Annotated in this window: 25 protein-coding genes, 2 riboswitches and 1 other annotated feature; of the genes, 2 read left to right on the forward strand and 23 right to left on the reverse strand. The window is 37.0% G+C overall.

Annotation, left to right across the window (positions count from 1 at the left end):
* Positions 1-66: 66 nt before the first annotated feature.
* From M1D66_RS19785 to M1D66_RS19795, 3 genes are all read right to left on the reverse strand, one after another.
* Complete coding sequence (locus tag M1D66_RS19785) at positions 67-210, reverse strand: YezD family protein (RefSeq protein WP_000116158.1); 144 nt, start codon at positions 208-210, stop codon at positions 67-69.
* Positions 211-283: 73 nt separating this feature from the next.
* Positions 284-392: riboswitch (SAM riboswitch) on the reverse strand.
* A gap of 115 nt (positions 393-507) precedes the next feature.
* Positions 508-1,824, reverse strand: a complete 1,317-nt coding sequence (gene lysA / locus M1D66_RS19790) for a diaminopimelate decarboxylase (RefSeq protein ID WP_242554710.1) — start codon at positions 1,822-1,824, stop codon at positions 508-510.
* 180 nt (positions 1,825-2,004) lie between these two features.
* A riboswitch (Lysine riboswitch) is annotated at positions 2,005-2,186 on the reverse strand.
* Between the two features lie 89 nt (positions 2,187-2,275).
* Complete coding sequence (locus M1D66_RS19795; protein ID WP_001228823.1) at positions 2,276-2,671, reverse strand: DUF3888 domain-containing protein; 396 nt, start codon at positions 2,669-2,671, stop codon at positions 2,276-2,278.
* Between the two features lie 255 nt (positions 2,672-2,926).
* Between M1D66_RS19795 and M1D66_RS19800 the strand changes: the two genes are divergently transcribed.
* Complete coding sequence (locus M1D66_RS19800; RefSeq protein WP_000939078.1) at positions 2,927-4,813, forward strand: LTA synthase family protein; 1,887 nt, start codon at positions 2,927-2,929, stop codon at positions 4,811-4,813.
* Positions 4,814-5,001: 188 nt separating this feature from the next.
* Entirely contained in the window at positions 5,002-5,703 is a 702-nt protein-coding gene (pssA, locus tag M1D66_RS19805; protein ID WP_000285417.1) for a CDP-diacylglycerol--serine O-phosphatidyltransferase, read from the forward strand.
* Between the two features lie 30 nt (positions 5,704-5,733).
* Here pssA and M1D66_RS19810 read toward each other — a convergent pair whose 3' ends face one another.
* From M1D66_RS19810 to ilvE, 20 genes are all read right to left on the reverse strand, one after another.
* Positions 5,734-6,705: an NAD(P)-dependent oxidoreductase gene (locus M1D66_RS19810; protein WP_242285243.1), complete on the reverse strand. Its 972-nt coding sequence runs from the start codon at positions 6,703-6,705 to the stop codon at positions 5,734-5,736.
* Positions 6,706-6,849: 144 nt separating this feature from the next.
* Positions 6,850-7,017 carry a YozQ family protein gene (locus M1D66_RS19815; protein WP_001118878.1) on the reverse strand — a complete coding sequence of 56 codons (168 nt, stop codon included), beginning with the start codon at positions 7,015-7,017 and terminating at the stop codon, positions 6,850-6,852.
* Positions 7,018-7,085: 68 nt separating this feature from the next.
* A complete protein-coding gene (locus M1D66_RS19820) occupies positions 7,086-8,102 on the reverse strand; it encodes a histidinol phosphate phosphatase domain-containing protein (protein ID WP_242285241.1) in 1,017 nt (338 codons plus the stop codon).
* Between the two features lie 12 nt (positions 8,103-8,114).
* A complete protein-coding gene (gene hisE, locus M1D66_RS19825) occupies positions 8,115-8,438 on the reverse strand; it encodes a phosphoribosyl-ATP diphosphatase (RefSeq protein ID WP_000426358.1) in 324 nt (107 codons plus the stop codon).
* A 10-nt stretch (positions 8,439-8,448) separates the two neighbouring features.
* Entirely contained in the window at positions 8,449-8,754 is a 306-nt protein-coding gene (hisI, locus tag M1D66_RS19830) for a phosphoribosyl-AMP cyclohydrolase (RefSeq protein WP_000803955.1), read from the reverse strand.
* Positions 8,751-9,509: an imidazoleglycerol phosphate synthase cyclase subunit gene (gene hisF / locus M1D66_RS19835; protein WP_000880108.1), complete on the reverse strand. Its 759-nt coding sequence runs from the start codon at positions 9,507-9,509 to the stop codon at positions 8,751-8,753. The genes hisI and hisF overlap by 4 nt, the downstream gene beginning before the upstream one ends.
* Positions 9,503-10,222 carry a 1-(5-phosphoribosyl)-5-[(5-phosphoribosylamino)methylideneamino]imidazole-4-carboxamide isomerase gene (gene hisA / locus M1D66_RS19840; protein WP_242554711.1) on the reverse strand — a complete coding sequence of 240 codons (720 nt, stop codon included), beginning with the start codon at positions 10,220-10,222 and terminating at the stop codon, positions 9,503-9,505. The genes hisF and hisA overlap by 7 nt, the downstream gene beginning before the upstream one ends.
* Positions 10,195-10,824 carry an imidazole glycerol phosphate synthase subunit HisH gene (gene hisH / locus M1D66_RS19845; RefSeq protein ID WP_000560360.1) on the reverse strand — a complete coding sequence of 210 codons (630 nt, stop codon included), beginning with the start codon at positions 10,822-10,824 and terminating at the stop codon, positions 10,195-10,197. Before hisH ends, hisA begins: the two co-directional genes overlap by 28 nt.
* Positions 10,825-11,409 carry an imidazoleglycerol-phosphate dehydratase HisB gene (hisB, locus tag M1D66_RS19850; RefSeq protein WP_001249960.1) on the reverse strand — a complete coding sequence of 195 codons (585 nt, stop codon included), beginning with the start codon at positions 11,407-11,409 and terminating at the stop codon, positions 10,825-10,827.
* Complete coding sequence (gene hisD / locus M1D66_RS19855; protein WP_242554712.1) at positions 11,409-12,698, reverse strand: histidinol dehydrogenase; 1,290 nt, start codon at positions 12,696-12,698, stop codon at positions 11,409-11,411. Before hisD ends, hisB begins: the two co-directional genes overlap by 1 nt.
* Positions 12,699-12,709: 11 nt before the next feature.
* Complete coding sequence (gene hisG, locus M1D66_RS19860) at positions 12,710-13,345, reverse strand: ATP phosphoribosyltransferase (protein ID WP_242285232.1); 636 nt, start codon at positions 13,343-13,345, stop codon at positions 12,710-12,712.
* Positions 13,321-14,583: an ATP phosphoribosyltransferase regulatory subunit gene (locus tag M1D66_RS19865; protein ID WP_000170296.1), complete on the reverse strand. Its 1,263-nt coding sequence runs from the start codon at positions 14,581-14,583 to the stop codon at positions 13,321-13,323. The genes hisG and M1D66_RS19865 overlap by 25 nt, the downstream gene beginning before the upstream one ends.
* A 308-nt stretch (positions 14,584-14,891) precedes the next feature.
* Positions 14,892-15,473, reverse strand: coding sequence for a 3-isopropylmalate dehydratase small subunit (gene leuD / locus M1D66_RS19870; RefSeq protein WP_000433189.1), 582 nt, complete (start codon positions 15,471-15,473; stop codon positions 14,892-14,894).
* Positions 15,451-16,845: a 3-isopropylmalate dehydratase large subunit gene (gene leuC / locus M1D66_RS19875; RefSeq protein WP_000518097.1), complete on the reverse strand. Its 1,395-nt coding sequence runs from the start codon at positions 16,843-16,845 to the stop codon at positions 15,451-15,453. The genes leuD and leuC overlap by 23 nt, the downstream gene beginning before the upstream one ends.
* On the reverse strand, positions 16,845-17,909 hold the full coding sequence (leuB, locus tag M1D66_RS19880) for a 3-isopropylmalate dehydrogenase (protein ID WP_242554713.1): 1,065 nt from the start codon (positions 17,907-17,909) through the stop codon (positions 16,845-16,847). Before leuB ends, leuC begins: the two co-directional genes overlap by 1 nt.
* A gap of 77 nt (positions 17,910-17,986) precedes the next feature.
* The gene (gene leuA / locus M1D66_RS19885; protein ID WP_000815753.1) at positions 17,987-19,507 is read right to left on the reverse strand and encodes a 2-isopropylmalate synthase; all 1,521 of its coding nucleotides are present in this window, start codon (positions 19,505-19,507) and stop codon (positions 17,987-17,989) included.
* 1 nt (position 19,508) lies between these two features.
* Positions 19,509-20,519, reverse strand: coding sequence for a ketol-acid reductoisomerase (ilvC, locus tag M1D66_RS19890; protein WP_001151741.1), 1,011 nt, complete (start codon positions 20,517-20,519; stop codon positions 19,509-19,511).
* A 26-nt stretch (positions 20,520-20,545) separates the two neighbouring features.
* Positions 20,546-21,055, reverse strand: coding sequence for an acetolactate synthase small subunit (gene ilvN, locus M1D66_RS19895; protein ID WP_000822952.1), 510 nt, complete (start codon positions 21,053-21,055; stop codon positions 20,546-20,548).
* On the reverse strand, positions 21,052-22,752 hold the full coding sequence (ilvB, locus tag M1D66_RS19900; RefSeq protein ID WP_086385523.1) for an acetolactate synthase large subunit: 1,701 nt from the start codon (positions 22,750-22,752) through the stop codon (positions 21,052-21,054). The genes ilvN and ilvB overlap by 4 nt, the downstream gene beginning before the upstream one ends.
* Before the next feature lie 72 nt (positions 22,753-22,824).
* Positions 22,825-23,052: a binding site (T-box leader), on the reverse strand.
* A gap of 15 nt (positions 23,053-23,067) precedes the next feature.
* The gene (gene ilvE, locus M1D66_RS19905; protein ID WP_242554714.1) at positions 23,068-23,964 is read right to left on the reverse strand and encodes a branched-chain-amino-acid transaminase; all 897 of its coding nucleotides are present in this window, start codon (positions 23,962-23,964) and stop codon (positions 23,068-23,070) included.
* Positions 23,965-24,371 lie beyond the last annotated feature (407 nt).

Genomic DNA, 24,371 nt, shown 5'->3' on the forward strand with positions numbered 1-24,371 from the left:
AAAAAGACGGTTTTAACCTAATGAAAATAGGTTAAAACCGCCTCTAGTTTCTCTAGTCAGCGCTTTTCACTTTAAACGTACTTTTTCACTTTTCTCTAACTGAATTACTTTTCCATCTTGCACAACAATTGTAATTGAACCATATTTCATATCAGCAAGCATCGCTTCAATCTTCTCGGATACTTCATCAAAATGTTCCCGTACACTCACGCGAACAGCCCCCCCTTTTTATTCATAAAAAAAATCTTTCCCATTTCGAAAAGACTGTTCGGTAATATATTTTACCTTATCTTTCAAAATGGATCCCATTTTGCTGGATTTAGCACCTTGCTTTCTATAAGCAGGTTGCCGAGCTTCTTCGGGCCAGTTCCCTCCGCTTCTCTTGATAAGCTTTGTATTTGTATTTTATCACAATTCTGATTTTTTTCAATCCTAGTTTTCCGATATATTTTAATTATTTTATTTTATAAAAAAGGAATTGCCCATTCGAACAACTCCTTTTCCTATTTAGACAAGCTCTTTAATACGTATGCGATCGTTCCCAATAATATTTTCATATGTTTCGCGTTCCACAACTACTTGCGATGTTCCGCCTTTTGCAAAGACAACGGCTGGTCTTCGAATCCGATTGTAATTATTCGCCATCGAGTACCCGTATGCTCCTGTACAGGAAACTGCTAGTAAATCAGAAGCAGCGACTTTCGGTAAATGAATATCCCAAATCAACATGTCTCCACTCTCACAGCATTTCCCAGCAATCGAAACGAGTTCCTCATTCTCATCATTCCCTCGATTCGCTAACATCGCTTCATAACGCGCACTATATAAAGCAGGTCTTAAATTATCTGTCATTCCACCATCGACTGATACATATTTCCGAATACCAGGAATATCTTTCACAGATCCAACTGTATAAATTGTTGTCCCAGCATCACCTACAATGCTACGGCCTGGCTCAATCCATATTTCTGGCAATGGATATTCACATACAGTAAATTGTTCTCTCACTGCACTTGTTACAGCTCGCACATATGCCTCAAGAGTTAATGGTGTATCTGACTCCGTGTAACGTATTCCAAATCCCCCGCCTACATTTAACACTTTTACTACATAGTTTGTTTGCTCTCTCACTTCTTCTAAAAATTGGCGAAGAACTTCAATTGCTCGAACAAAACCAGCTGTTTCAAATATTTGCGACCCAATATGTGAATGGATCCCTAGCACATTATAATTTGATTTTTGTAAAGCAAATCCAATTGCCTGCATCGCTTGACCGTTTGAAACACCAAATCCAAATTTCGAATCATCTTGACCTGTTGTAATATATTCATGTGTGTGCGCCTCTACTCCAGGCGTTACACGAATTAATATGTTCACAAATTTCCCATGTTGCATCGCTAAATCGTGTAAAACTTCTAATTCAAAGAAATTATCTACAACAAAACAACCGATATTCGCCTGAAGAGCCATCACTATTTCTTCTTCTGTTTTATTATTTCCATGAAAATGAATACGTGATGCCGGAAATCCTGCTTGGAGCGCAGTATATAATTCTCCCCCAGAAACAACGTCTAATGACATACTCTCTTCACGAGCTACTCGGCACATCTCCATGCACAAGAACGCCTTGCTTGCATATGCTACTTGATAAGAGAAACCACTTTCTTTAAAAGCACGATGAAATGCTCGGCATTTTCCTCGAATAGACTCTTCATCGTATACATAAAGTGGTGTTCCGTATTGCTTTGCTAGCTGCGTCGTATCGCACCCTCCAATTTCTAAGTGTCCTTGCCCATTAATTCGGCTTGTGCCGTGTAAATACATTTAAATTCCTCCCTTATTTCCTCTAAAACTCATAACCCCAATCTTCTATTCATTGCAGCACGCTTTTAGATAGACAAAAAACGCGCGGAACAATGTTCACACGCGTTTCTTATTAGGAAAAATATATATTGAAAAAATAAACGAGTTGTTATCTCCTCAAAATAAGAAACCGCATCAACATCTCCAAATAGCTCTCCATAAAATAAATCTTATGACAGTACTACATTTATTCAATGCAGTCCCAATATATGAATAAGATGGTTATTCTTATATTTCGGCAATAGTCCCTTTCAACCTATGATCACAGATTCCATTAAATCTCCCATAGCTTACTCTTTCCTATCGCGGCCTCTACCTTTGAGAGTAGATGAGGTAAGTCTATTTAATTTTCAAACATCTAATTGTTGCTATTAACAATACCAAAGGACCATTTTATTTGTCAAACAATTTTTTATATTGTTTTTTTACAGTTTAGTTTCGTATCATTTGGTAAGCGCTTTACTGAAATCTTTGTCACTTCCCATTCGCCTTCTTCGTTATTAAATGTAATCGTTACCTTCTCAAATGGTGGAGCAATTTTCCCAGCAACACGTTCATACTTTGTCACTTCAATACTTGCTTGAAATAAATATGTACCGCTATACACTTTTTTTAAACTAATAATTTTAGGACATTGATAAGGTTTCAAACTTCCATATTGTTTTTCAATTGCTTTATTTATTTTTGGAAATAAAACAGAATAAAGTGCATCTTCCATAAGAGGTGCATCATATTGGGCTACCGACACACTCGGTGAAGTAAAAAGTATAACACTACTGCATGCTATAAAATATAATAATTTTCGCATTATAACCTCCGTATTATCACGCGATTCTTTCTGCGTACGATAATTATCATACATAGAAATTCTGTTTTATTGTCTCCCACCACTCTTTTTCTACTCGATTATTATAAAAAAGCCCACAACCTTCTTTTATTTTCGTATAATGATACTCATAGTATAATAATCATAATAACAAAGGACTGTTCGTATATATAAAATGAGTCGTTAAGCAAACTGACTCACAAGAACTGTCATGCTTTTTTAGGAGAGGAGTATATTATGCTACAACATCTGTTTCCAAAACTGCGATTTGCACTCGTTGCAGTCGTTTTACTATGGATTAAAACATATATTGTGTACAAGCTAGCATTTGATATTAAAATTGATAATTTCTTTGAAGAATTCATGCTTTTTATCAATCCACTAGCTGCGTTACTTTTATTTTTCGGCTTAGCTTTACTTGCATCTAAGCACCGAAACCGAATTATAATTGGAATCAGTTTTATACTGTCATTTATTTTATTTGGAAACGCAATGTTTTATGGGTTCTATAACGATTTCGTTACTTTCCCGGTTTTATTCCAAACAAACAATATGGCTGATTTAGGGACAAGTATAAAAGAACTCTTTACGTACAAAACATTACTTTTATTTGCAGATGCAATTATTTTAATGTTTATTTCACGTAAATTCCCATCATTTGGCGACAAAACACCACTTTCCCGCTCAGAGAAGCGAACTTTCTTTAGCGGTGTAACAGCTTTATTAGCACTACAAATTGTTGTATCAGTTATTTATAAACCACAAATGTTCTCGCGCTCATTTGACCGTCAAACTGTCGTGAAGAATTTAGGTTTATACACATACCATCTATTTGACATTACGCTTCAATCCAAGTCTTCAGCTGAGCGTGTATTTGCAAGTGGGGATGGGTTTTCTGAAATTAAAAACTATACAGACTCAAAAGACAAACAAGTTGATAAAAACTTATTTGGAGCTGCAAAAGGTAAAAATGTAATTTTAATTTCAATGGAATCTACACAAAACTTTGTTATTAATAAAAAAATAAATGGAAAAGAAATTACACCATTTTTAAATGAATTTATTAAGGATAGTTTCTATTTCGATAACTTCTATCATCAAACTGGACAAGGCAAAACTTCTGATGCTGAATTTATCGTTGAAAACTCACTTTATCCGCTAGATCGTGGTTCTGTATTCTTTACTCATGCAACAAATGAATACACAGCGACACCAGAACAATTAAAGAAATACGGATATTCTTCTGCCGTCTTCCATTCAAACGATAAAACGTTTTGGAATCGGGATGTAATGTATCCTGCGCTTGGATATGATCGTTATTTTAATTTAAATGATTACGCAGGAACGGAGCAAATGTCTGTCGGTTGGGGATTAAAAGATAAAGAGTTCTTTGAACAATCTATTCCAAAGTTAAAATCTTTACCGCAACCGTTCTATACAAAATTTATTACATTAACAAATCATTTTCCGTTTCTTCTAAATCCGGAAGATCAATATGTTGATGAATTCAACTCGGAAAGTGGTGTTGTAAACCGCTACTTCCCAACTGTTCGTTACACAGATGAAGCTCTTAAATTATTTATTCAACAATTAAAAGAAGAAGGATTATATGATAATTCCGTTATTGTCATTTATGGTGATCATTACGGTATTTCCGAAAACCATAATGCAGCTATGGCACAGTTCCTAGGAAAAGATACTATTACACCATTCGATTCTATGCAATTACAACGAGTCCCTCTTATTATTCATGTGCCTGGCCAAGAAGGAAAAGTTGTTTCTAAAGTATCCGGTCAAATTGATATTAAGCCAACGCTCCTTCATTTACTTGGTATTAAAACAAATAAATCCGTTGAATTTGGAACTGACTTATTTATTAAAGAGAAAGACCCGCTTATGGTAATGCGTGATGGTAGCTTTGTTTCTGAAGAGTATGTTTATACAAAAAATATGTGCTACAAAAGAAGTACGGGTGAAGAAGCTGACATGACGTTATGTCAGCCGTATATTGAAAAAGCAAAAACAGAATTAAAACTCTCCGATAAATTAATTTATGGAGATTTATTACGCTTCGATCCTAATAATCGATATAAAACCGGAACGATGACAACGAAATTTGAATAGTAAAGGAAGCAACTTTATACAAGTTGCTTCCTCTTTTTATTTTCACTTAATTTTCGAACCATCCTTCTATGAAATCTTTCACAAATTGGTAATTTCTTTCGTATGAGGAATAAATTTATGGTATGATAAAATAAGTAAACTTTCATACACTAATTAAGAATTTATTACAGAAAGCAAGGGATCAGATTTTGTATAGAGCAGCTATTCCAAACTTATTTACGCTCGGAAATTTATATAGCGGATTTTTATCAATCGGCTATGCATCTTTAGGATATTATAAATCAGCTGCTATTTTAGTACTTATCGGGATGATGTTAGATAGTCTTGATGGTCGTGTTGCTCGTTTATTACGTGTTGATTCACAAATGGGAAAAGAGCTCGACTCGCTTGCAGATGTCGTAACATTTGGTGCAGCACCAGCTGTTTTAATGTATTACACATCTTTCTCAAACTACGGAATCATCGGATTATACATAGCGGGATTATTCCCTCTTTTCGGAGCATATCGTTTAGCACGATTTAATGTAACACCATCTTCTACTTCAATGAAATATTTCACTGGAGTACCGATTACAGCAGCGGGAGGGCTTGTTGCTTTCTTAACATTATTTTCACATACCATTCCAAAAATCGTTCTTATTACCGTATTTGTAACGTTCGCATTTTTAATGGTGAGCCGCATTCGTATCCCAAGTTTAAAAGATGTACCAATTCCACGATATAGCATCATTATTACACTATTTTTAGTTGGAATCATTATTACAATGTATCAAACAGGATTTGGAAATTTTTCTGTTTTCTTATTCATTGCCATTCCACTATATATTTTGTACATGTTATCTCAATTCATTAGACAAAGACCGTCTAAAAAAGCGAATAAAGAAAAATAAGAAAACCTTCCGAGTCCGGAAGGTTTCTTTTTATTTTGTAACTAATACCTTTTGATTTACAGGCGTTACTGGCTCTTCGCCGTTTAATACAGCTAAAATATTTCTGACAGCCATTTCAGCCATCGCATCACGAGTTTCAAATGTTGCATTCCCTACATGTGGAGCAAGTACTACATTCTTTAATTCTTTTAGCTCTTCTGTAATTTTCGGTTCAAATTCAAACACGTCAAGAGCTGCTCCTTCAATTTCATTTGTTTTTAATGCATGAGCAAGTGCTGCTTCATTCATAATTGGTCCACGTGAAGCATTTACAATATACGCTGTTTTCTTCATCATTTTAAACTGCTCTTCATCAATCATATGATGTAATTTTGGATTATAAGCACAGTTAATTGTAATAAAGTCTGCTGTTTGTAATAATTCTTCCAACGTCACATACGTTGCTCCCAGTTCACTTTCAGCTTCAAGCTTACGATTTGGCCCTGTATATAAAACATCCATTCCAAATGCTTTCGCACGTTTTGCAACAGCCTTCCCGATTTCTCCAAGACCTATAATTCCGATTGTCTTACCATGGACTTCTCGTCCTAAGAAAAATAACGGTGCCCATCCGTTAAATCCAGTCGTACGACATAACGTATCCCCTTCAGGAATTCTACGCGCCGCTGCTAAAAGAAGTGCAAATGTTAATTCTGCAGTCGCTTCCGTTGATACTTTCGGTGTATTCGTAACTGCAATTCCTTTTTCGCCCGCATACGTGTAATCAATATTGTCGTAACCAGCACCATAGTTTGCAACAATCTTTAACTGAGGCGCTGCATCAATAACTTCTTTTGGCACCTTTGTCGAAAGTAAACTTAACAATGCATCTTTATCTTTTACACGCTCTGTTAATTCATCTATAGAAATTAACTCCTCTTTATTGTACATTTCTACATTATGATCTTTTAATAGTTCTAATCCAATTTCCGGAATTTTTCCCGCTACTAATATTTTTGCCACTACTAACACCTCTTCTATAGAAAATAAGACATCTCTTATATTTCATTGTAAGAAATCCACATATAAAAACCAAGGAATTTGATTATAGTTTTGAAAATCGACACTTTTCCATGAAAAAAGAGGAGATGCAACTCTCCCCTTTTCTTACGCTTTTTCCTGCGATTCTTTTCCGAGCTTCACATCAATAGTTCCTTCTGCAACCGTATCGCTAATTTGCTCCTCAATAACCGATTGAGATGCAGCATTCGTTTCAGAAGTATAAGCTTGTTGCTGTGCACCTTGTACATTTTGTTTATTTTGTTGTTTCGCCATTTCTTACCCTCCTTTTCATTCTTTCTTATTTTGAACAAAAAGGACAGTTTTCATCAAAAAATTGCGTTTCATTTTGAATTTGTTACTTCTTCTTCAAGCGACCTCATTATTCTTGCTCGCTTCGTAAATGTTGCAACCTGAGTAACACCGTGAGCTCGTAATGTTTGTACATTTTCTTGTACATAATTCCCTAAATCATTTGGGTAATGGGCATCCGAAGAAATCGTAATTGGAACACCATACTTAGCTAATACTTGTAAATATAGTGGACTTGGGCACATTTCACGAACAGGATAACGATAGTATAATCCTGCATTTATTTCTGTTGCCGTATTCGTTTCTACTAATGCACAGGCAATTTCCTCATAATAAGAAAGCTGTTCATTCTCATCCAATCGATAATTAAATACCTTTATATTATCAAGATGAGCGATAATATCAAATAACTCGGTACGAATCGCACTCTCAACTGTTTTAAAAAACATATCATATAATGCGCGTAGGTCATGCACCTCAAAATATTCTTTCGTATCTGGATTATCAAATCCCCAGCCATTTAGAAAATGAACGGAGCCAATTACATAATCAAAGTCTCCTAGCGCTAATAATTCTTTTAACTCTCCTTCACAACCAATAAAATAATCCGCTTCAATTCCAAGTTTAAGTGTGACACCTCTTTTACTCCATCGTTCTTTCGCCTCTTCAATTGCCTTTGTAAAATCATACAGTGAAACTACCCTTACTTGATCTAACCATTCTTTCTGTATACGACCGAGCTTAGAATCACTAATATCTACATATTTTTCATAATATCCTTTCGCTTCATGAAAACGATATAGATGATCAACAATTCCCACTTCTTTTATTCCTTTTCGCACAGCTTCTTCTAAATATAGATCTATCCATTCTGTTGTAAATGGCCCTTCCTTCACACGTTTTTGCAAACGCTCTTGTGTTTTCATAAGCCAATCCATAGAATGCCTTTCTTGAAGCGGTTCATAACATTCCAACGCTTCATTTATTTTAGCAAGCCATCCTATTGAATACGGTCCTTCTTCTAAGTGAAGGTGATAATCTACTTTCATATACATTCCCCCTTATAATGTATCTATTTCCCTTCTATCCCCAACTCTCGAAAGCTTTCCATTTCGTTCTTTCACCTCTCGCATGACATCTTCCAATGCAATATTTTTTTCAGCTAATAAAACGAAACAGTGATAAAATACATCAACCATTTCTTTCACTACTTCTTCTTTATCATTATTTTTACATGCGATAATTACTTCAGCACACTCTTCACCAATCTTCTTTAAAATTTTATCTTCTCCTTTTGAAAATAAATAATTTGTATACGATTCAGGAAGTGGGCTTCCCTTTCGTTCTTCAATTGTTTTATACAGCAACTTAAAGGCATTTTCCATATGTATCCCCCTATATAATTTGATAGTGAAAACATGTCTTCTCTCCCGTATGACAAGCAGGTCCTACTTGTTTCACATTCACAACAATTGAATCTTGATCACAATCTAAATATAAAGATTGTACATATTGAACATTCCCTGATGTTTCCCCCTTATTCCATAACGACTGCCTAGAACGAGAATAAAACCATGTTCTTTTCGTCTCTAACGTTTTTTCATATGCTTCTTCATTCATATAAGCTAGCATTAAAACGTCTTTCGTACCTTCTTCGATGACAATTGCCGGTATTAATCCTTTTGAAAAATTAGGTTTCATAACCGCACCTCAATATTTGCATCTCTTAATTTTCGCTTTACACTCTGCACTGTCGCCTCACCATAATGAAAGATGGATGCCGCTAACGCTGCATCAACTGTTGTCTTTTGAAAAACTTCTATAATATGATCCGTATGACCACAGCCCCCTGATGCGATGACTGGAATAGAAACACTTTTTGAAATTTCTTCTGTTAAACGAAGGTCATATCCGCTTTTCGTTCCATCTGCATCCATACTCGTTAACAAAATTTCACCTGCCCCAAGTTTAACAACACGCTTCGCCCATTCTATGGCATCCATTCCTGTGTCAACTCTTCCGCCGTTGACATATACGTTCCATTTACCTTCTGCTACTTTTCTAGCATCAATTGCCACGACAATACATTGTGATCCAAAGTGTTCTGCCCCTTCTTCTATTAACTTCGGGTTTCGCACTGCCGCTGAGTTTATTGAAACTTTGTCTGCCCCAGCTCTTAGTAAATTGTACATATCTTTCACACTTGATATCCCCCCGCCAACCGTAAGAGGAATAAATACTTTTGCTGCTGTTTTTTCTACAACATCTATAATCGTTTTTCTTCCTTCATGAGTCGCCGTAATATCTAAAAATACGATTTCATCTGCCCCTGCCTCGTTATATGCTTCAGCTATTTCAACCGGATCACCGACATCTTGTAATCCTATAAAATTTACACCCTTTACGACTCGCCCTTCTTTCACATCTAGACATGGAATAATTCGTTTCGCTAACATAACTTCGTTACCTGTAACACTTCTTCTAAATCAATCGTTTTCTCGTAAAGCGCCTTTCCAATTATGACACCATATATATTCATATCATTTAACTTTTTCACCTCTTGAATAGATGCCACTCCTCCAGAGGCGATGAGACGAATGCCCACACTTTTTTGAAGTATCGCTAATTGTTCAAAATTTGGACCTGTAAGCGTCCCGTCTTTCGAAATGTCTGTAAACACAATCGTTTGAACACCTAAACTTTCCATTTGTTTCGCTAAACTAACGTAAGAAATTTCAGACAGATCAAGCCAACCTCTCGTTGCTACGAAACCATTTTTCGCATCAATTCCAACAATGATTTTCTCTTTATATAGACGAACTGCTTCCTCTAAAAATGACTTATCATAAAGAGCTGCTGTTCCTAAAATCACTTTTTCTACACCTGCTGACAATAACTTCTCCACCGTTACAAGTGAACGAATTCCTCCTCCCACTTGCACAGGAATACGTACCGCCTTGCAGATTTTTTCAATGACGGGCAAATTTAAAGACTCGCCAGCAATTGCACCGTCTAAATCAACAATGTGTAGTATTTCCGCTCCAAGCTTTTCAAATATGATCGCCTGCGCTACTGGATCTTCATTCATCACCGTTTCTTTACTAAACTCTCCTTGATAAAGTCTAACGCATCGTCCTTCTTTTAAATCGATAGCTGGGAAGATTTCCATGCTTCTACCACCCCTTGAAAATTTTTTAATATTTGCATGCCAATTTCGCCACTTTTTTCTGGATGAAACTGTGCACCAAATACATTTCCTTTCGCGACAAACCCTGGTACTTGCATTCCATAATCACTTACTCCGCATACAATTTCATCTGGACAATCCGCGTAATATGAGTGAACATAATACACGAAAGAACCATCCACTAATCCATTCCAAAGCGGAAATTCTCTTTCCTTCCTTAATTCATTCCATCCCATATGAGGAATTTTATACGAAACTTTTAACTTACGAATTTCCCCTGGTAGTAAACCTAACCCGCTACAATCTTTTAGTTCCTCACTTCGTTCAAATAAAAGTTGCATACCCAAACATATACCGAGGAGTGGTTTTCCTATGTCACAAACTTCTTTTAGTACACACACTAAATCTCTTTCTTCTAATACGTCCATCGCTTTCGGAAATGCACCTACTCCCGGTAAAATCACGCCATCGCTTCTCAATATCTCTTTTTTATCACTCGTTACAATGTACTCTGCGCCAATATATTTTAATGCTTGCTCTACACTGCGAATATTCCCCATTCCATAATCTATAATGGCAATCAATTACAACATTCCTTTCGTTGAATTTACACCAGTAATGTTGGCATTTTTTTCGACCGCTTCTCTAAGCGCTCTACCAAAAGCTTTAAATAATGCTTCAATTTTGTGATGTGTATTACTTCCGTATAGAACGCGCGCATGTAATGTAATATTGGCAGCATGTGCAACTGCTCTAAAAAATTCTTCCGTCAATTCTGTATCAAAATCCCCGAGCTTCGGATTTGTTAATTCCCCTTGAAATACACAATATGAGCGTCCACTTATATCAATTGCGACAAATCCTAAAGATTCATCCATCGGTACATACGCAGAACCGTAACGATTAATTCCCTCTTTGTTTTGCAATGCTTCTTTCAAGCAATTTCCGAGTACAATTCCAACATCTTCAACGGTGTGATGTGCATCGACAAATACATCACCTTCTGCTTCAACTTGCAATCCAAATCTTCCATGTCTAGCAAATAAAGTAAGCATATGATCGAAAAAACCAACCCTCGTTTGAATAGATACATTTGTACTTTCATCAAGCTGCAAACTTAATTTAATTTTTGTTTCTGTCGTCTCACGTACTTGACTGGACTGACGCATTATTGTTCCTCCTCAAACCTTATTTGGATTGCTCTCGCATGTGCATGTAACCCTTCTTTATTTGCAAGCTCTACAATATGATGCTGTACATTTTTTAATGCTTCCTCCGTATAAGAAATAAAACTTGATTTTTTCACGAAATCATCGACTGATAACGGAGAAAAAAATCTTGCCGTTCCGCTCGTTGGTAATACATGATTCGGTCCCGCTAAATAATCCCCGAGCGGTTCAGGTGAATATGACCCAAGGAAAATAGAGCCTGCATGTTTCACATAATCTAGAGCATTCATTGGTTCTTTTATATGTAACTCTAAATGTTCTGGAGCAATTTCATTTGATAACTTTAGTGCCTCCTCTAAAGAAGGAACGATAAAGATGGCTCCATTTCTATTTATTGATTCACGTGCAATTTCACTTCTTGGTAACGTTTCTAACTGTCTTTCTACCTCTTTTTCTACTTCTTTAGCTAGTTCTATATTCGTTGTAATACAAATCGCCGTTGCTCTCTCATCATGCTCTGCTTGCGATAATAAATCCGCTGCGATATATTTTGCATTACCTGTTTCATCCGCGACAACTACAATTTCTGATGGACCAGCAATCATATCGATATTTACTATTCCGTATACTTCTCGTTTCGCTAGAGCGACGTACAAATTTCCCGGTCCAACTATTTTATCCACTTTCGGAATCGATTCCGTCCCGTATGCTAAAGCAGCAATTGCTTGTGCGCCACCTATCGTATAAATTTCATCTACTCCCGCAAGATCTGCAGCAGCTAATATATGCGGATCAATTCCTCCTTTCCTCGGCGGTGTTACCATTACAATCTTTTTCACACCTGCGAGTTTCGCCGGCAATACATTCATTAATACTGAAGAAGGATATGAGGCTGTCCCACCCGGTACATATACACCTACATTTTCTAACGGCCGAATGAGTTGCCCTCTAATTATCCCTTTACTTTCACAATCGAATATTGAGTGCTTCTTTTGCTTTTCGTGATACGAAACAACGTTTTTCTTCGCCTCTTTTAAAGCTTCTAAAAATGAATTCTCTACAAACATACTCGCTTGCTGTATTTCTTCTTCACTTACACGAAAATCTTTCATCTCTACACCATCAAACTTTTTTGTATAGAAAGATAAAGCCTCATCTTTCCCTTCCCTTACATGTCTAATGATTTCTCTTACACTTCTTTGAACAGTTTCTTCTATTATATTAGCGTTTTCTCTTAGCACTTTTATTTTAGATAATGCCTCCTTAAATTCTTCATAAATGATTTCCATTTTAAATCCTCCTATTTCCTTGATAAGATTTCTTGCTCCATCATATTTATAATGCTGAATATTTCGTCTTTTTTAGTTTTTAAGGCTGCCTTATTTACAATCATCCGAGCCGATATACAGTACATTTCCTCAAATACAATGAGTCCATTCTCTTGTAATGTTTTTCCTGTTTCAACAATATCTACAATCGCATCTGCCAATCCAAGAAGAGGAGCGATTTCTACAGAACCTTCTATCTTAATAATTTCTACATCCTCTCCCTTATCATGATAATAAGTAGAAGTAATATGGGGGTATTTCGTAGCGATTCTTTTCTTCCGGTAACTCTTCGGATTATACGTAGGAATAGAAGCAACACAAAACTTACAAATCCCCACTCCTAAATCCAGCATTTCATAAATATCTTTCTCGTTTTCCATTAAAATATCTTTTCCAACGATGCCAATATCAGCTACCCCATGTTCTACATAAGTAGCAACATCAATCGCTTTTACTAAAATAAATGAAACATTTGTATTTTTACTTTGAAATACAAGCTTCCGACCTTTATTTTTGAGCTCGGAACAATCAATTCCAATCTGCTCAAAAAGTGGAATGACATGTTTTTCTAATCTTCCTTTCGTTAACGCAATTTGAATGTTACGCATGAAGCCTCTCCTTCTTTCTGGACTACCCATTTCTCATTCCATACATATTCCACTAAGTATTCATTCTTTGCCTCAACGACCGTTCCTATTTTATTTTTTCTTGCAAATTGAAAGGTATCGCTTAAATTAGAGAATAGAGATAACCAAGCATTTTTCCCATCCTTTCGAAGTAAATTTCGTAGCCTTTCTGCTTCCGCTAATCTATTTAACTCATAATGAATCACAATATCAATTTGATTTCGTTCATATGGTTCTTGCTGCTCTTGCAGCGCCTTCACAATTTGATTTACTTGTACCGCGAGTCCAACAGCTGGCAGCATTTCTCCAAAATTCCCAATTAGCTCATCGTACCTTCCGCCACTAACGATTTCTTCTCCAATTTCATATATATATCCTTTGAAAATAACACCCGTATAGTAATCTAAGTGTTGAATCATGCCCAAATCAATTGATATGTAAGAACCATATCCTAACATTTCAATTGTTTCATACATTTCTTTTACTCTTGCAATTGCCATTTTCATTTCATTACTTGAAGCAAGCTTTTCTGCTTCCTCAATAACTTCTAAATTTCCAAATAGCCTTGGCAATTTCTCAAGTAATCTTACTGTCTCATCGCATCGATCTAATTTCTTTTCTCCGATAAAATTTGAGAGGGCTGCATAATTTTTACTTTCTATATACGTTCTAAGTACCCTTTCTTCTTCATCCTGGATGGAGAGTTTTTTTACAATACATTTATATAACTGTACTTGCCCAATCTCAATTGTAAAAGATTGCACCTTCAACTTTTGAAGTGCTTGAATGACACTTATTACACATTCAATTTCAGCTCTTACATTATCAATACCGATAACTTCAATACCACTTTGTACGATTTCATTATATTTTCCAGAATGGGATTCATTCGCTCGAAATACATTCCCGCTATACGTCACTTTAAGTGGCGTATCCCATCTCTGTGTTCCAATAACTCTCGCTAAAGGAATTGTCATATCTGGACGTAAAACGATAATCCTTCCCTTTTCATCAAAAAATTTATACATCTTCTCTTCATCTATCGGTCTATTTTGAAATGCAAAAACATCATAAAATTCAATTGTAGGTGTTCTTATTTCCTCATAACCTCTCTCTAAAAAAGTAAGCCTTAATTTTTGTTCTACTTCTTCAATTAACGTACATTCTTCGAATAAATAATCTCTCGTTCCATTCGGGTTTGCTCGTTTCCATTTTGTCATCTAAATTTTCACACCTTTCCCCTTCTAATGTATGCCTATTTCATTCCCCTAAGCCGAAAATAAAAAGAGCCTTGTAGACAAAATACCTACAAGGCTCTTCAGTAGAGTGTAGGTACAACGGGAATAACCCTTGTACCTACACGTTTTCACGCTAGGTTCAAGGGTTTCATGTATGATGATGTAGTTGTGTAAGCATTGTAATAGATTGCACGATATTCATAATACTTACTCCCTTTCTCCTCTGATTTTCACATAGTATATAACAGTTAATTTTGAATGTAAATACTTTTTTAATATTCCGTCATTTTTTAATGTAAAGCCACTTTTCTTTCATACTCTTTTATTTCTTGTTCATATTGCATTGTAATACTAATTTCATCTAAACCATTTAATAACTTCTCTTTCCACATTTTCTCGATCGTAAAATGGAATCTATGCGTATTCGTTGTCATTATTTCATTTTCTAAATCAACTGTAATTTGTTCCCTCGCATCTGTTTTAGCAAGTTGTTCACGCATATCTTTATCCATTACAATCGGTAACATGCCATTCTTCATACAATTCATATAAAAGATATCGGCAAATCCTCCAGCGATAATAACGCGGAAACCATAATCAGCAAGTGCCCATGGAGCATGTTCTCTTGACGAGCCACATCCAAAATTATCACCTGTGATTAATATGCTGGCTCCTTTTCTTTCTTGTGCATTAAGCGGGAAATTAGGGTTTTCTTGGCGATTATTATCATATCGCCACTCATCAAATAAAAACTTCCCAAACCCAGTTCTTTCAATTCTCTTTAAATATTGCTTCGGAATAATTTGATCTGTATCAATGTTATCATTCATCAGTACTGCGGCAGTACCTTTATGAATACGAAATGGCTCCATCATAACTCTCCTTTCTAATATCAACAAAATGACCATATAACGCAGCGGCTGCCGCCATTGCCGGGCTAACTAAATGCGTTCGTGCTCCCTTTCCTTGCCTTCCTTCAAAATTGCGATTGGACGTAGAGGCACAATGTTCTCCTTCAGGCACTTGATCTGGATTCATACCTAGACACATTGAGCATCCGGGCTCTCTCCATTCAAATCCAGCTTCTTCAAATATGCGATGTAATCCTTTATGCATCGCTGCTTCTCTTACCCTTTGAGATCCAGGTACAACAAGTGCTCGCACACCTTCTTTTACTTTTTTACCTTTCACGACAGATGCAGCAATTTCTAAGTCAGAAAGCCTGGAATTTGTACAAGATCCAATGAAAACATGTTGAACTGGAATGTCATACGTACTTTGTCCGGGACTCAATCCCATATAAGAAAACGCTCTTTCATCATTTGCATCATGCTTTTCTGGCAATTTCTCATCGATCCGAACACCCATACTAGGATTTGTTCCCCACGTAACGTACGGCGCTAAATCCGTAACATCTACTAGAATATGTAAATCATAAACTACATCTAAATCTGTATAAAGTTCTGACCATTTTTTCTTAATAGATTCATAGTCTTTCGGTGCATATTTACGCCCTTTTACGTAAGCAAACGTTTTTTCATCTGGTGCAATAATGCCAGCCTTTGCTCCCCCTTCAATTGCCATATTGCAAAGCGTCATCCTCTCTTCCATATCCATAGCATGAATGGCCTCTCCGTAAAATTCCATTACGTAACCTGTTCCAACTGCTACTCCGTACTTTGAAAGAAGGTGTAAAATAATATCTTTCGCATAGACACCTTGCGGTAACTTTCCTTTTAACTCAATGCCCATCGCTTTCGGCTTTCGTTGCCATAACGTTTGCGTTGCCAATACATGTTCCACTTCACTCGTACCAATACCAAACGCTAGTGCGCCAAAAGCACCGTGTGTTGCTGTATGACTATCACCACAAACAATCGTTTTTCCTGGCTGTGTGAGTCCAAGTTCTGGTCCTATTACATGAACGATCCCTTGCTCTTCATCTCCGATATCCGCTAATGGCACCTGAAATTGTTTACAGTTTTCCCGAAGTGTATCTAGTTGCTGCTTCGCAATGCGGTCGGTAATATTCCAAACATCTTTCGTTGGAATATTATGATCCATCGTTGCAAATGTTAAATCTGGTCTGCGGACTGTTCGATTTGTAAGCCGCAAGCCTTCAAAGGCTTGCGGTGACGTTACTTCATGAACAAGATGTAGATCGATATATAATAAATCCAATCCATTTTCATTAGTCGCAACTACATGTCTTTCCCAAAGCTTATCTAGTAACCTTTTCCCCATTATCTCCCTCTCCCTACTAACGCTTGCTCTTCCATTTCTTGAATAACTGCCTTTGTAAATGAAGTTGTCGTTTCAGTCCCCCCGATATCTGCTGTACATTTTCCTGATTTAAGGACTGCAGAAACTGCTTCTTCAATTGCATATCCTTCTCTCGTTAATCCGAACGATTGCCCAAGCATCATTGCAACAGAACGCATCATCGCAATTGGATTTGCCTTATTTTTCCCCGCAATATCCGGTGCCGATCCGTGAATAGGCTCGTATAATGAAGGGCCCTTTTCAGCGTGACTTGCTGATGGAAGCATTCCTAATGATCCAGCTAATACTGAGGCCTCATCACTTAAAATATCACCAAATAAATTTTCCGTTACAATAACGTCAAATCTTCCTGGATTCCGAATTAATTCCATAGCCGCTGCATCTACTAAAATGTGTTCTACTTCCACATTTGGGTAGCGAAGTGCTACCTCTTCTGTCACAGTTCTCCATAATTTACTAGACTCTAAAACATTTGCTTTATCAATAGATGTTACTTTTTTCTTCCGCTTATTTGCTAATTGAAAAGCATACGAAACGATACGTTCAATTTCATGGCGATGATACGTAAGTGTATCTGTCGCCACTTCTTCCGTTCGCTCTTTCGGATAAGAAAAATAAATTCCGCCTGTTAATTCACGAACGACAACGAAATCAATTTCATCAGCGTTTTTTAATGGTGATAAATGTGCAGTTGCACTTTCTACCGTTACAGGGCGAACATTCGCAAATACACCGAGTCCTTTTCTTAATGCTAATAATCCTTTCTCAGGCCTTTCTTTCGCACTATCCCACCTTGGTCCACCTACTGCTCCAAGTAAAACCGCATCACTCGCTAAACAGGCGGCAAGTGTTCGCTGTGGTAATGGTTGCCCAGTTAAATCGATAGCAACACCACCAAAGTACTCATCTTGCAAATGAAAATGATGTCCATATAGCCTTTCTACCATATGCAATACTTCCTTCGCACTCCCCATTACTTCTGGACCGACACCATCACCAGCTAAACAAACGATACGTTTTTCCATTTTTAACACTCCTTTTAACCGAATTTTCAGAACTTTAATTTGATAGGTGAGGAAAGCTTCTCTCACCTATCAATTATTTATTTCACAAGCGCTATAAGAGATTTTAATTTCCCTGCTGCATGGACATAAGCTCTCGCCGACGCTTCCAATACGTCTTGCGCAACTCCGAAACCTGATATTTGGTGACTACCTTCTTTTAATTCAACATGAACGTGAGCAAGTGCATCTTGACCTTGTGTAATAGATTGTATGCGATAATCTGCCAATTCACATTCTAATCCTAAAATCCTTTGAATCGCATTGTATATCGCTTCAATACTACCAGAACCAGTGGCTGCATCTTCATATACATTTCCTTCCTCATCCTTCAGCACAACTGTTGCGCATTGTGTACTATTTGATACGAAATGCACTTGTAATTGCGTAATGTTATATTGCTGAGCTGCAAATGCTGCTTCACCAAGCATAAGTGCGCGTAAATCTTCTTCAGTAATTTCCTTTTTACGATCAGCCAATTTTTTAAATGCTTCGAATGCCGCATCTCGCTCTTCATTTGTAAATTCATAACCAAGCTCTTTCATTTTTTCCGTAAACGCATGACGGCCAGAGTGTTTCCCAAGTACAAAGAGATTTTGAGATTCTCCTATAAGCGCTGGTTCGATAATTTCATAAGTTGTTACTTCTTTTAAAACCCCGTCTTGGTGGATGCCCGATTCATGAGCAAATGCATTCGCTCCAACGATTGCTTTATTTTTCGGTACAACCATACCCGTTAACCTGCTTACTAATATACTCGTCGCCTTAATTTCTTTTAAAGTCATCGAAGGCTCTGCTTTATAAAAATCTTTTCTAATATGAAGAGCTACCGCAACTTCTTCTAACGCTGCATTCCCTGCTCTTTCTCCAATGCCATTAATCGTTCCTTCTACTTGCAATGCTCCCCCTTCAACCGCAGCTAACGAATTTGCTACTGCCATACCAAGATCATCGTGACAATGACAAGAAAAAATCGCTTTTTCATATGATGGAACGGATTCTTGTAAGTATTTAAAAAGAGAATAATACTCTTCCGGATTTGTATATCCAACTGTATCGGGAATATTAATTACATTCGCTCCTGCTCGAATCGCAATTTCTACTGCTTCAGCTAAAAATGCTCTCGATGTTCTTGTCGCATCTTCTGCAGAAAATTGTACTGTCGGAAATAATGATTTTCCGAGCGTAACCGAGCGATGAATACTATTTAACACATCTTCTTTTGACATACAAAGTTTATATTTCATATGAATATCACTCGTAGCTAAAAATACGTGTAGACGAGGAGATACAGCGCCTTTCACAGCTTCATATGCTCTTCGAATGTCACTTTCTTTCGCTCTAGCTAAACTCATAACCGTAGCATTTTGAATTGTATTCGCAATACGTTTTACCGATTGGAAGTCGCCTTCGGAAGCTGCCGCGAATCCAGCTTCCATTACATGAATACCAAGCCTCTCTAATTGTCTAGCAATTTGTAATTTCTCTTGTTCATTTAAATTTACTCCTGGTGATTGTTCGCCATCACGAAGCGTTGTATCCATGAACAAAACCTGCTTCATATTATTTAACCCCTACCTTTACTCGCGGCTGTACGAAAGGCATCATTTCACGTAATTTACGTCCAACTACTTCGATTTCATGTTTATTCTCTTTCTCATTTGTCGCATGGAAATTTGGTCTTCCTGCTTTATGTTCTGCAATCCACCCTCTTGCAAATGTACCATCTTGAATTTCTGCTAATACTGCCCCCATCGCTTTCTTCGTATCTTCAGTCACAACGCGTGGTCCTGATACGAAGTCTCCCCACTGCGCTGTATCTGAAACTGAATATCTCATATTTTCAAGTCCACCTTCGTACATAAGGTCAACGATTAGCTTCAGTTCATGTAAACATTCAAAATATGCAAGTTCAGGCTGATATCCCGCATCAACTAACGTTTCAAACCCTGCTTTTACAAGTGCAGTCACTCCGCCGCAAAGTACAGCTTGCTCTCCAAACAAATCTGTTTCTGTTTCTTCTTTAAACGTCGTTTCTAGTACACCAGCTCTCGTTGCTCCAATTCCGTCAGCATAAGAAAGTGCTTTTTCAGTCGCAACTCCTGTTGCATCTTGATATACTGCAAATAATGCAGGAACAGCCCCGCCCTCGGCGAACGTACGGCGTACGAGATGCCCTGGTCCTTTTGGCGCTACTAGAAATACATCTACATTAGCTGGTGGTTTTACTTGATCAAAGTGAACATTAAATCCATGTGCGAACACGAGAGAGTTTCCAGCCTGTAAATTTGGTGCAATTTCAGCTTCATATACTTCTGGTTGTAATTCATCAGGCAATAGAATCATTACTACATCAGCTTTTTCCGCAGCTTCTGCTACTGTATATACAGAAAACCCATCTTCATTCGCTTTATCCCAAGACTTACCTTTTCTTAAACCTACTACTACATCAAATCCGTTATCACGTAAATTTTGCGCATGCGCATGACCTTGCGAGCCATATCCGATGATTGCTACTTTCTTTTCCTTTAATACATTTACTGTTACATCTTTCTCATAATAAACTTTTGCCATTTTCATTTCCCCCTATATTTAAATGATTATTGAATTAACATAACTTGCTTATCTTGTTTTTTCATACTACGTGTAAATGCTGTTACACCTGTTCTAGCAATTTCTTTCAAACCGTATGGACGAAGTAATTCAATTAACGCTTCTACTTTGTCTTGCGTACCTGTTACTTGCACAACTATGGAATCCTTCCCAACATCTATTACAGCGGCTCGAAACGGTTCAATTAAACTATATAATTCTGCCCTCGCTACAGAAGTTGCTACTTTAATAAGAGCAAGCTCTCTAGCAATCATCGCTTCTTCTGTAATATCTGATACTTTCAGAACATCAATTTGCTTATGCAGTTGTTTAATTAACTGCTCCACTTGCTGTTCACTTTCAACGTGTACAACAATCGTCATTCGCGATATATCTGATGATTCTGTATGACCTACTGAAATACTTTCAATATTAAAATGTCTTCGTGTCATAACCCCTGTAATTCGGTTTAACACACCACTTTGATTTCGAACTGTCGCTGTAACAATTCTCTTCACCCTTTTTCCACTCCCTCCATTTGGTGAACACCTTTTCCTGGCGCAACCATCGGCATAACCTTCTCTGATTGAAGTACACGACAATCAATTACGACTGGCTCTTGTAATTCGATCGCATGCTGGATTTGCTTCTTTGCAAGAAGTGGATCGTCAATACGAACACCTTTTATGCCATATGCATTTGCAAGAGCGACGAAATCTGGTTGGCATGGTAATAAAGAATGTGAATATCTTTGATTGTAAAATTCATCTTGCCATTGTCTTACCATTCCTAAAGCTTCATTATTTAAAATAAATACTTTAACGGGTAAAGCGTGTTCTTTTAATACACTTAATTCTTGCAGAGTCATTTGAAACCCAGCATCACCAACAATTGCAATAACTAATTCTTCAGGCTTTGCAATTTGCGCACCGATTGCTGCTGGAAATCCGAACCCCATCGTTCCTAATCCACCAGAAGTTACCCATTTATCTGGATTTTTCAGTGGATAATATTGCGCTGCCCACATTTGGTGTTGCCCAACGTCTGTTGTTACAATCGCTTCTCCCTTCGTAATTTCATATAGCATATCAATCGCATATTGAGGTTTAATACTTTCAGAATTTCTTTTATAAGAGAATGGATATTTTTCTTTTCTATTCTTTAATAAAAAGAGCCATTCATGATGATTTTCTTTCTTTCCTTCTGATTGAAGCAATACTTCTAACGCCTGCTTAGCACTTGCAACAATAGGAATCTCTGTTGGCACATTTTTCCCGATTTCTGCTGGATCAATATCGATATGTGCAACAGTCGCCCCTTTAGCAAAAAAAGCTAAATTTCCAGTAAGACGATCATCAAATCTCGCGCCTATATTAATGAGTAAGTCGCATTCATATAATGCCATATTGGCTGTATAAGAACCGTGCATTCCCCCCATCCCTAGAAATAGTTCATCATCTGGTGGAAAACCACCAAGTCCAAGTAATGTATGCACAACAGGGATTTCATATTTACGAGCAAAACTTGTCAATTCTTTCGAAGCTTTCGCATGCAATATACCCGCTCCAGCTAAAATTAATGGTTTTTTTGCGGTTTCAATTACTTTGAGTAATTTGTTTATTTGAAGTAGATTCGGTTCATAATTAGGGTTATATCCTGGTAAATCCATTTGTACATTGCTACATCGCTCACCTTTCTCGACTACCATATCTTTCGGAAGGTCAATAACGACTGGTCCTGGTCTTCCTGTTTTAGCAATATGAAATGCTTCTTTAATAATTCGAGGTAAATCTGAGGCCTTTCGCACTTGATAGTTATGTTTTGTCACTGGCATCGTAAGTCCCATAATATCTGCCTCTTGAAAAGCATCGCTCCCAATTAACGTTGTTGCTACTTGGCCTGTAAATACTACAAGTGGCAATGAATCAATCATCGCATCAGCTAGACCCGTAATTACATTTGTAGCACCTGGTCCACTCGTTGCAATTACAACCCCTGGATTCCCTGTAATTCTGGCATACCCTTCAGCAGCGTGAATTGCCCCTTGCTCATGCCTTGTTAAAATATGCGGAATTTCACAATCATACAATGCATCATAGAGAGGTAGAACGGCACCACCCGGATAACCGAAAATCACTTCTACGCCTTCCGTTTCTAGCGCTTCTAACAATAGCTGTGCACCAGTTTCCAGTTTCTCTTCCGTTTTTGAAGACATTGTTCTTATAAGCCCCCTTTTTCAACCTTTTATACAATAAAAAAATCCTACGTCCACACTCCAGCTATGTGCTGAAGGGACGAAAGATTTCGCGGTACCACCCTTCTTTGCAAGAATACTCTTGCCTCAGTGATCCATAAATGGATCTAGCTAATAACGGAGCTACCGTCTAAGCCTAGACAAATGCTTTAGCTTAGCACTCAAGGGCGATGTTCGTCGACGTGAACCATCGGTTTTCAGCAACCACCGACTCTCTGTGAGGCTTCACAATCAACTACTCCTCCCTATCAACGCTTTCTTATGTTAAAAAAGTTGTTATCCAACTTTATTTTCTTCGTAAATTTTCTCTCCATCTTCTACAACTAACTTACGAAACACTTCTAATAAACGGTTCGTATGTGGACCTGTTCGCCCTAAGCCAATCGTTCTACCATCTACTGTCGTAACAGCAATCACTTCAGCAGCTGTTCCTGTTAAAAACACTTCATCAGCTACATATACATCATGTCTTGTAAATAACTCTTCTCTTACGTCATACCCAAGTTTTTCGCCGATTTCTAAAATGGCGTTTCGTGTAATACCTTCTAATGCTCCAGCAGAACTTGGTGGTGTAATTAATTTATTTCCTTTAACAATAAACACGTTATCTCCTGATCCTTCAGCTACATATCCTTGATCATTTAACATAAGCGCTTCTTGTACTCCAGCTAATTTCGCTTCAATACGAACTAAAATATTGTTTAAGTAATTTAAAGATTTTACTTGAGGGGATAAAACATCGGGACGATTTCGGCGCGTTGCAACTGTTACAACTGGAATCCCTTTCTCATAATATTCTTGTGGGAATAAAGATAATTGTTCTGCAATTACTACTACATTCGGCTTCTTACATGAATCGGGATCCAATCCAAGATTTCCTGCTCCTCTTGATACAACAAGGCGAATGTATCCATTAGATAATTTATTTTGTCGAATCGTCTCAACAACAATATTTGTTACTTCATCTAATGAATATGGAATTTCTAAAAGGATTGATTTTGCTGATTCATACAACCGGACAAGATGCTCTCTCAAACGGAAAACATTACCGCTATAAACTCTAATTCCTTCAAACACTCCATCGCCATATAAATAGCCATGATCATATACTGAAACTTTTGCCTCATCTTTTGGAACAAATTCTCCATTTAAGAAAATCCATTGCTCATTCACTAGAAGCGCCTCCTATGTTCTATGAATTTTTTATTGTTTCCTAGTTTACTCTCCTTTCTAAATAAATCAAGTGAATTTTTAGAAAATTTATAATTTTTAATCATACGTACTTCTTTACTTATACTGATTTAACAACATTGTTAACGTTTACAAAAAGTCAAAAAATTTTTTTCGCCAATTTCCACTAAAAAAATATTTGTTTAAAAGAAGGATTTTCATCAATTGATACGAATCTATTGTATTCAATAAACGGACGTCCGATTTTATAAATCCGGAAATATATAACGACTTTTGCTGAAAAAGGGGGAAAATAACAAAAATAGCGCTGTCTAAAAATAACATTCATATTTTTCATTTCGTAATCATAATCCTATTTTTAAAAAACAATTTGTCAAAATAAAGGAGGA

The organism is Bacillus sp. PK6-16 (genome assembly GCF_056530295.1).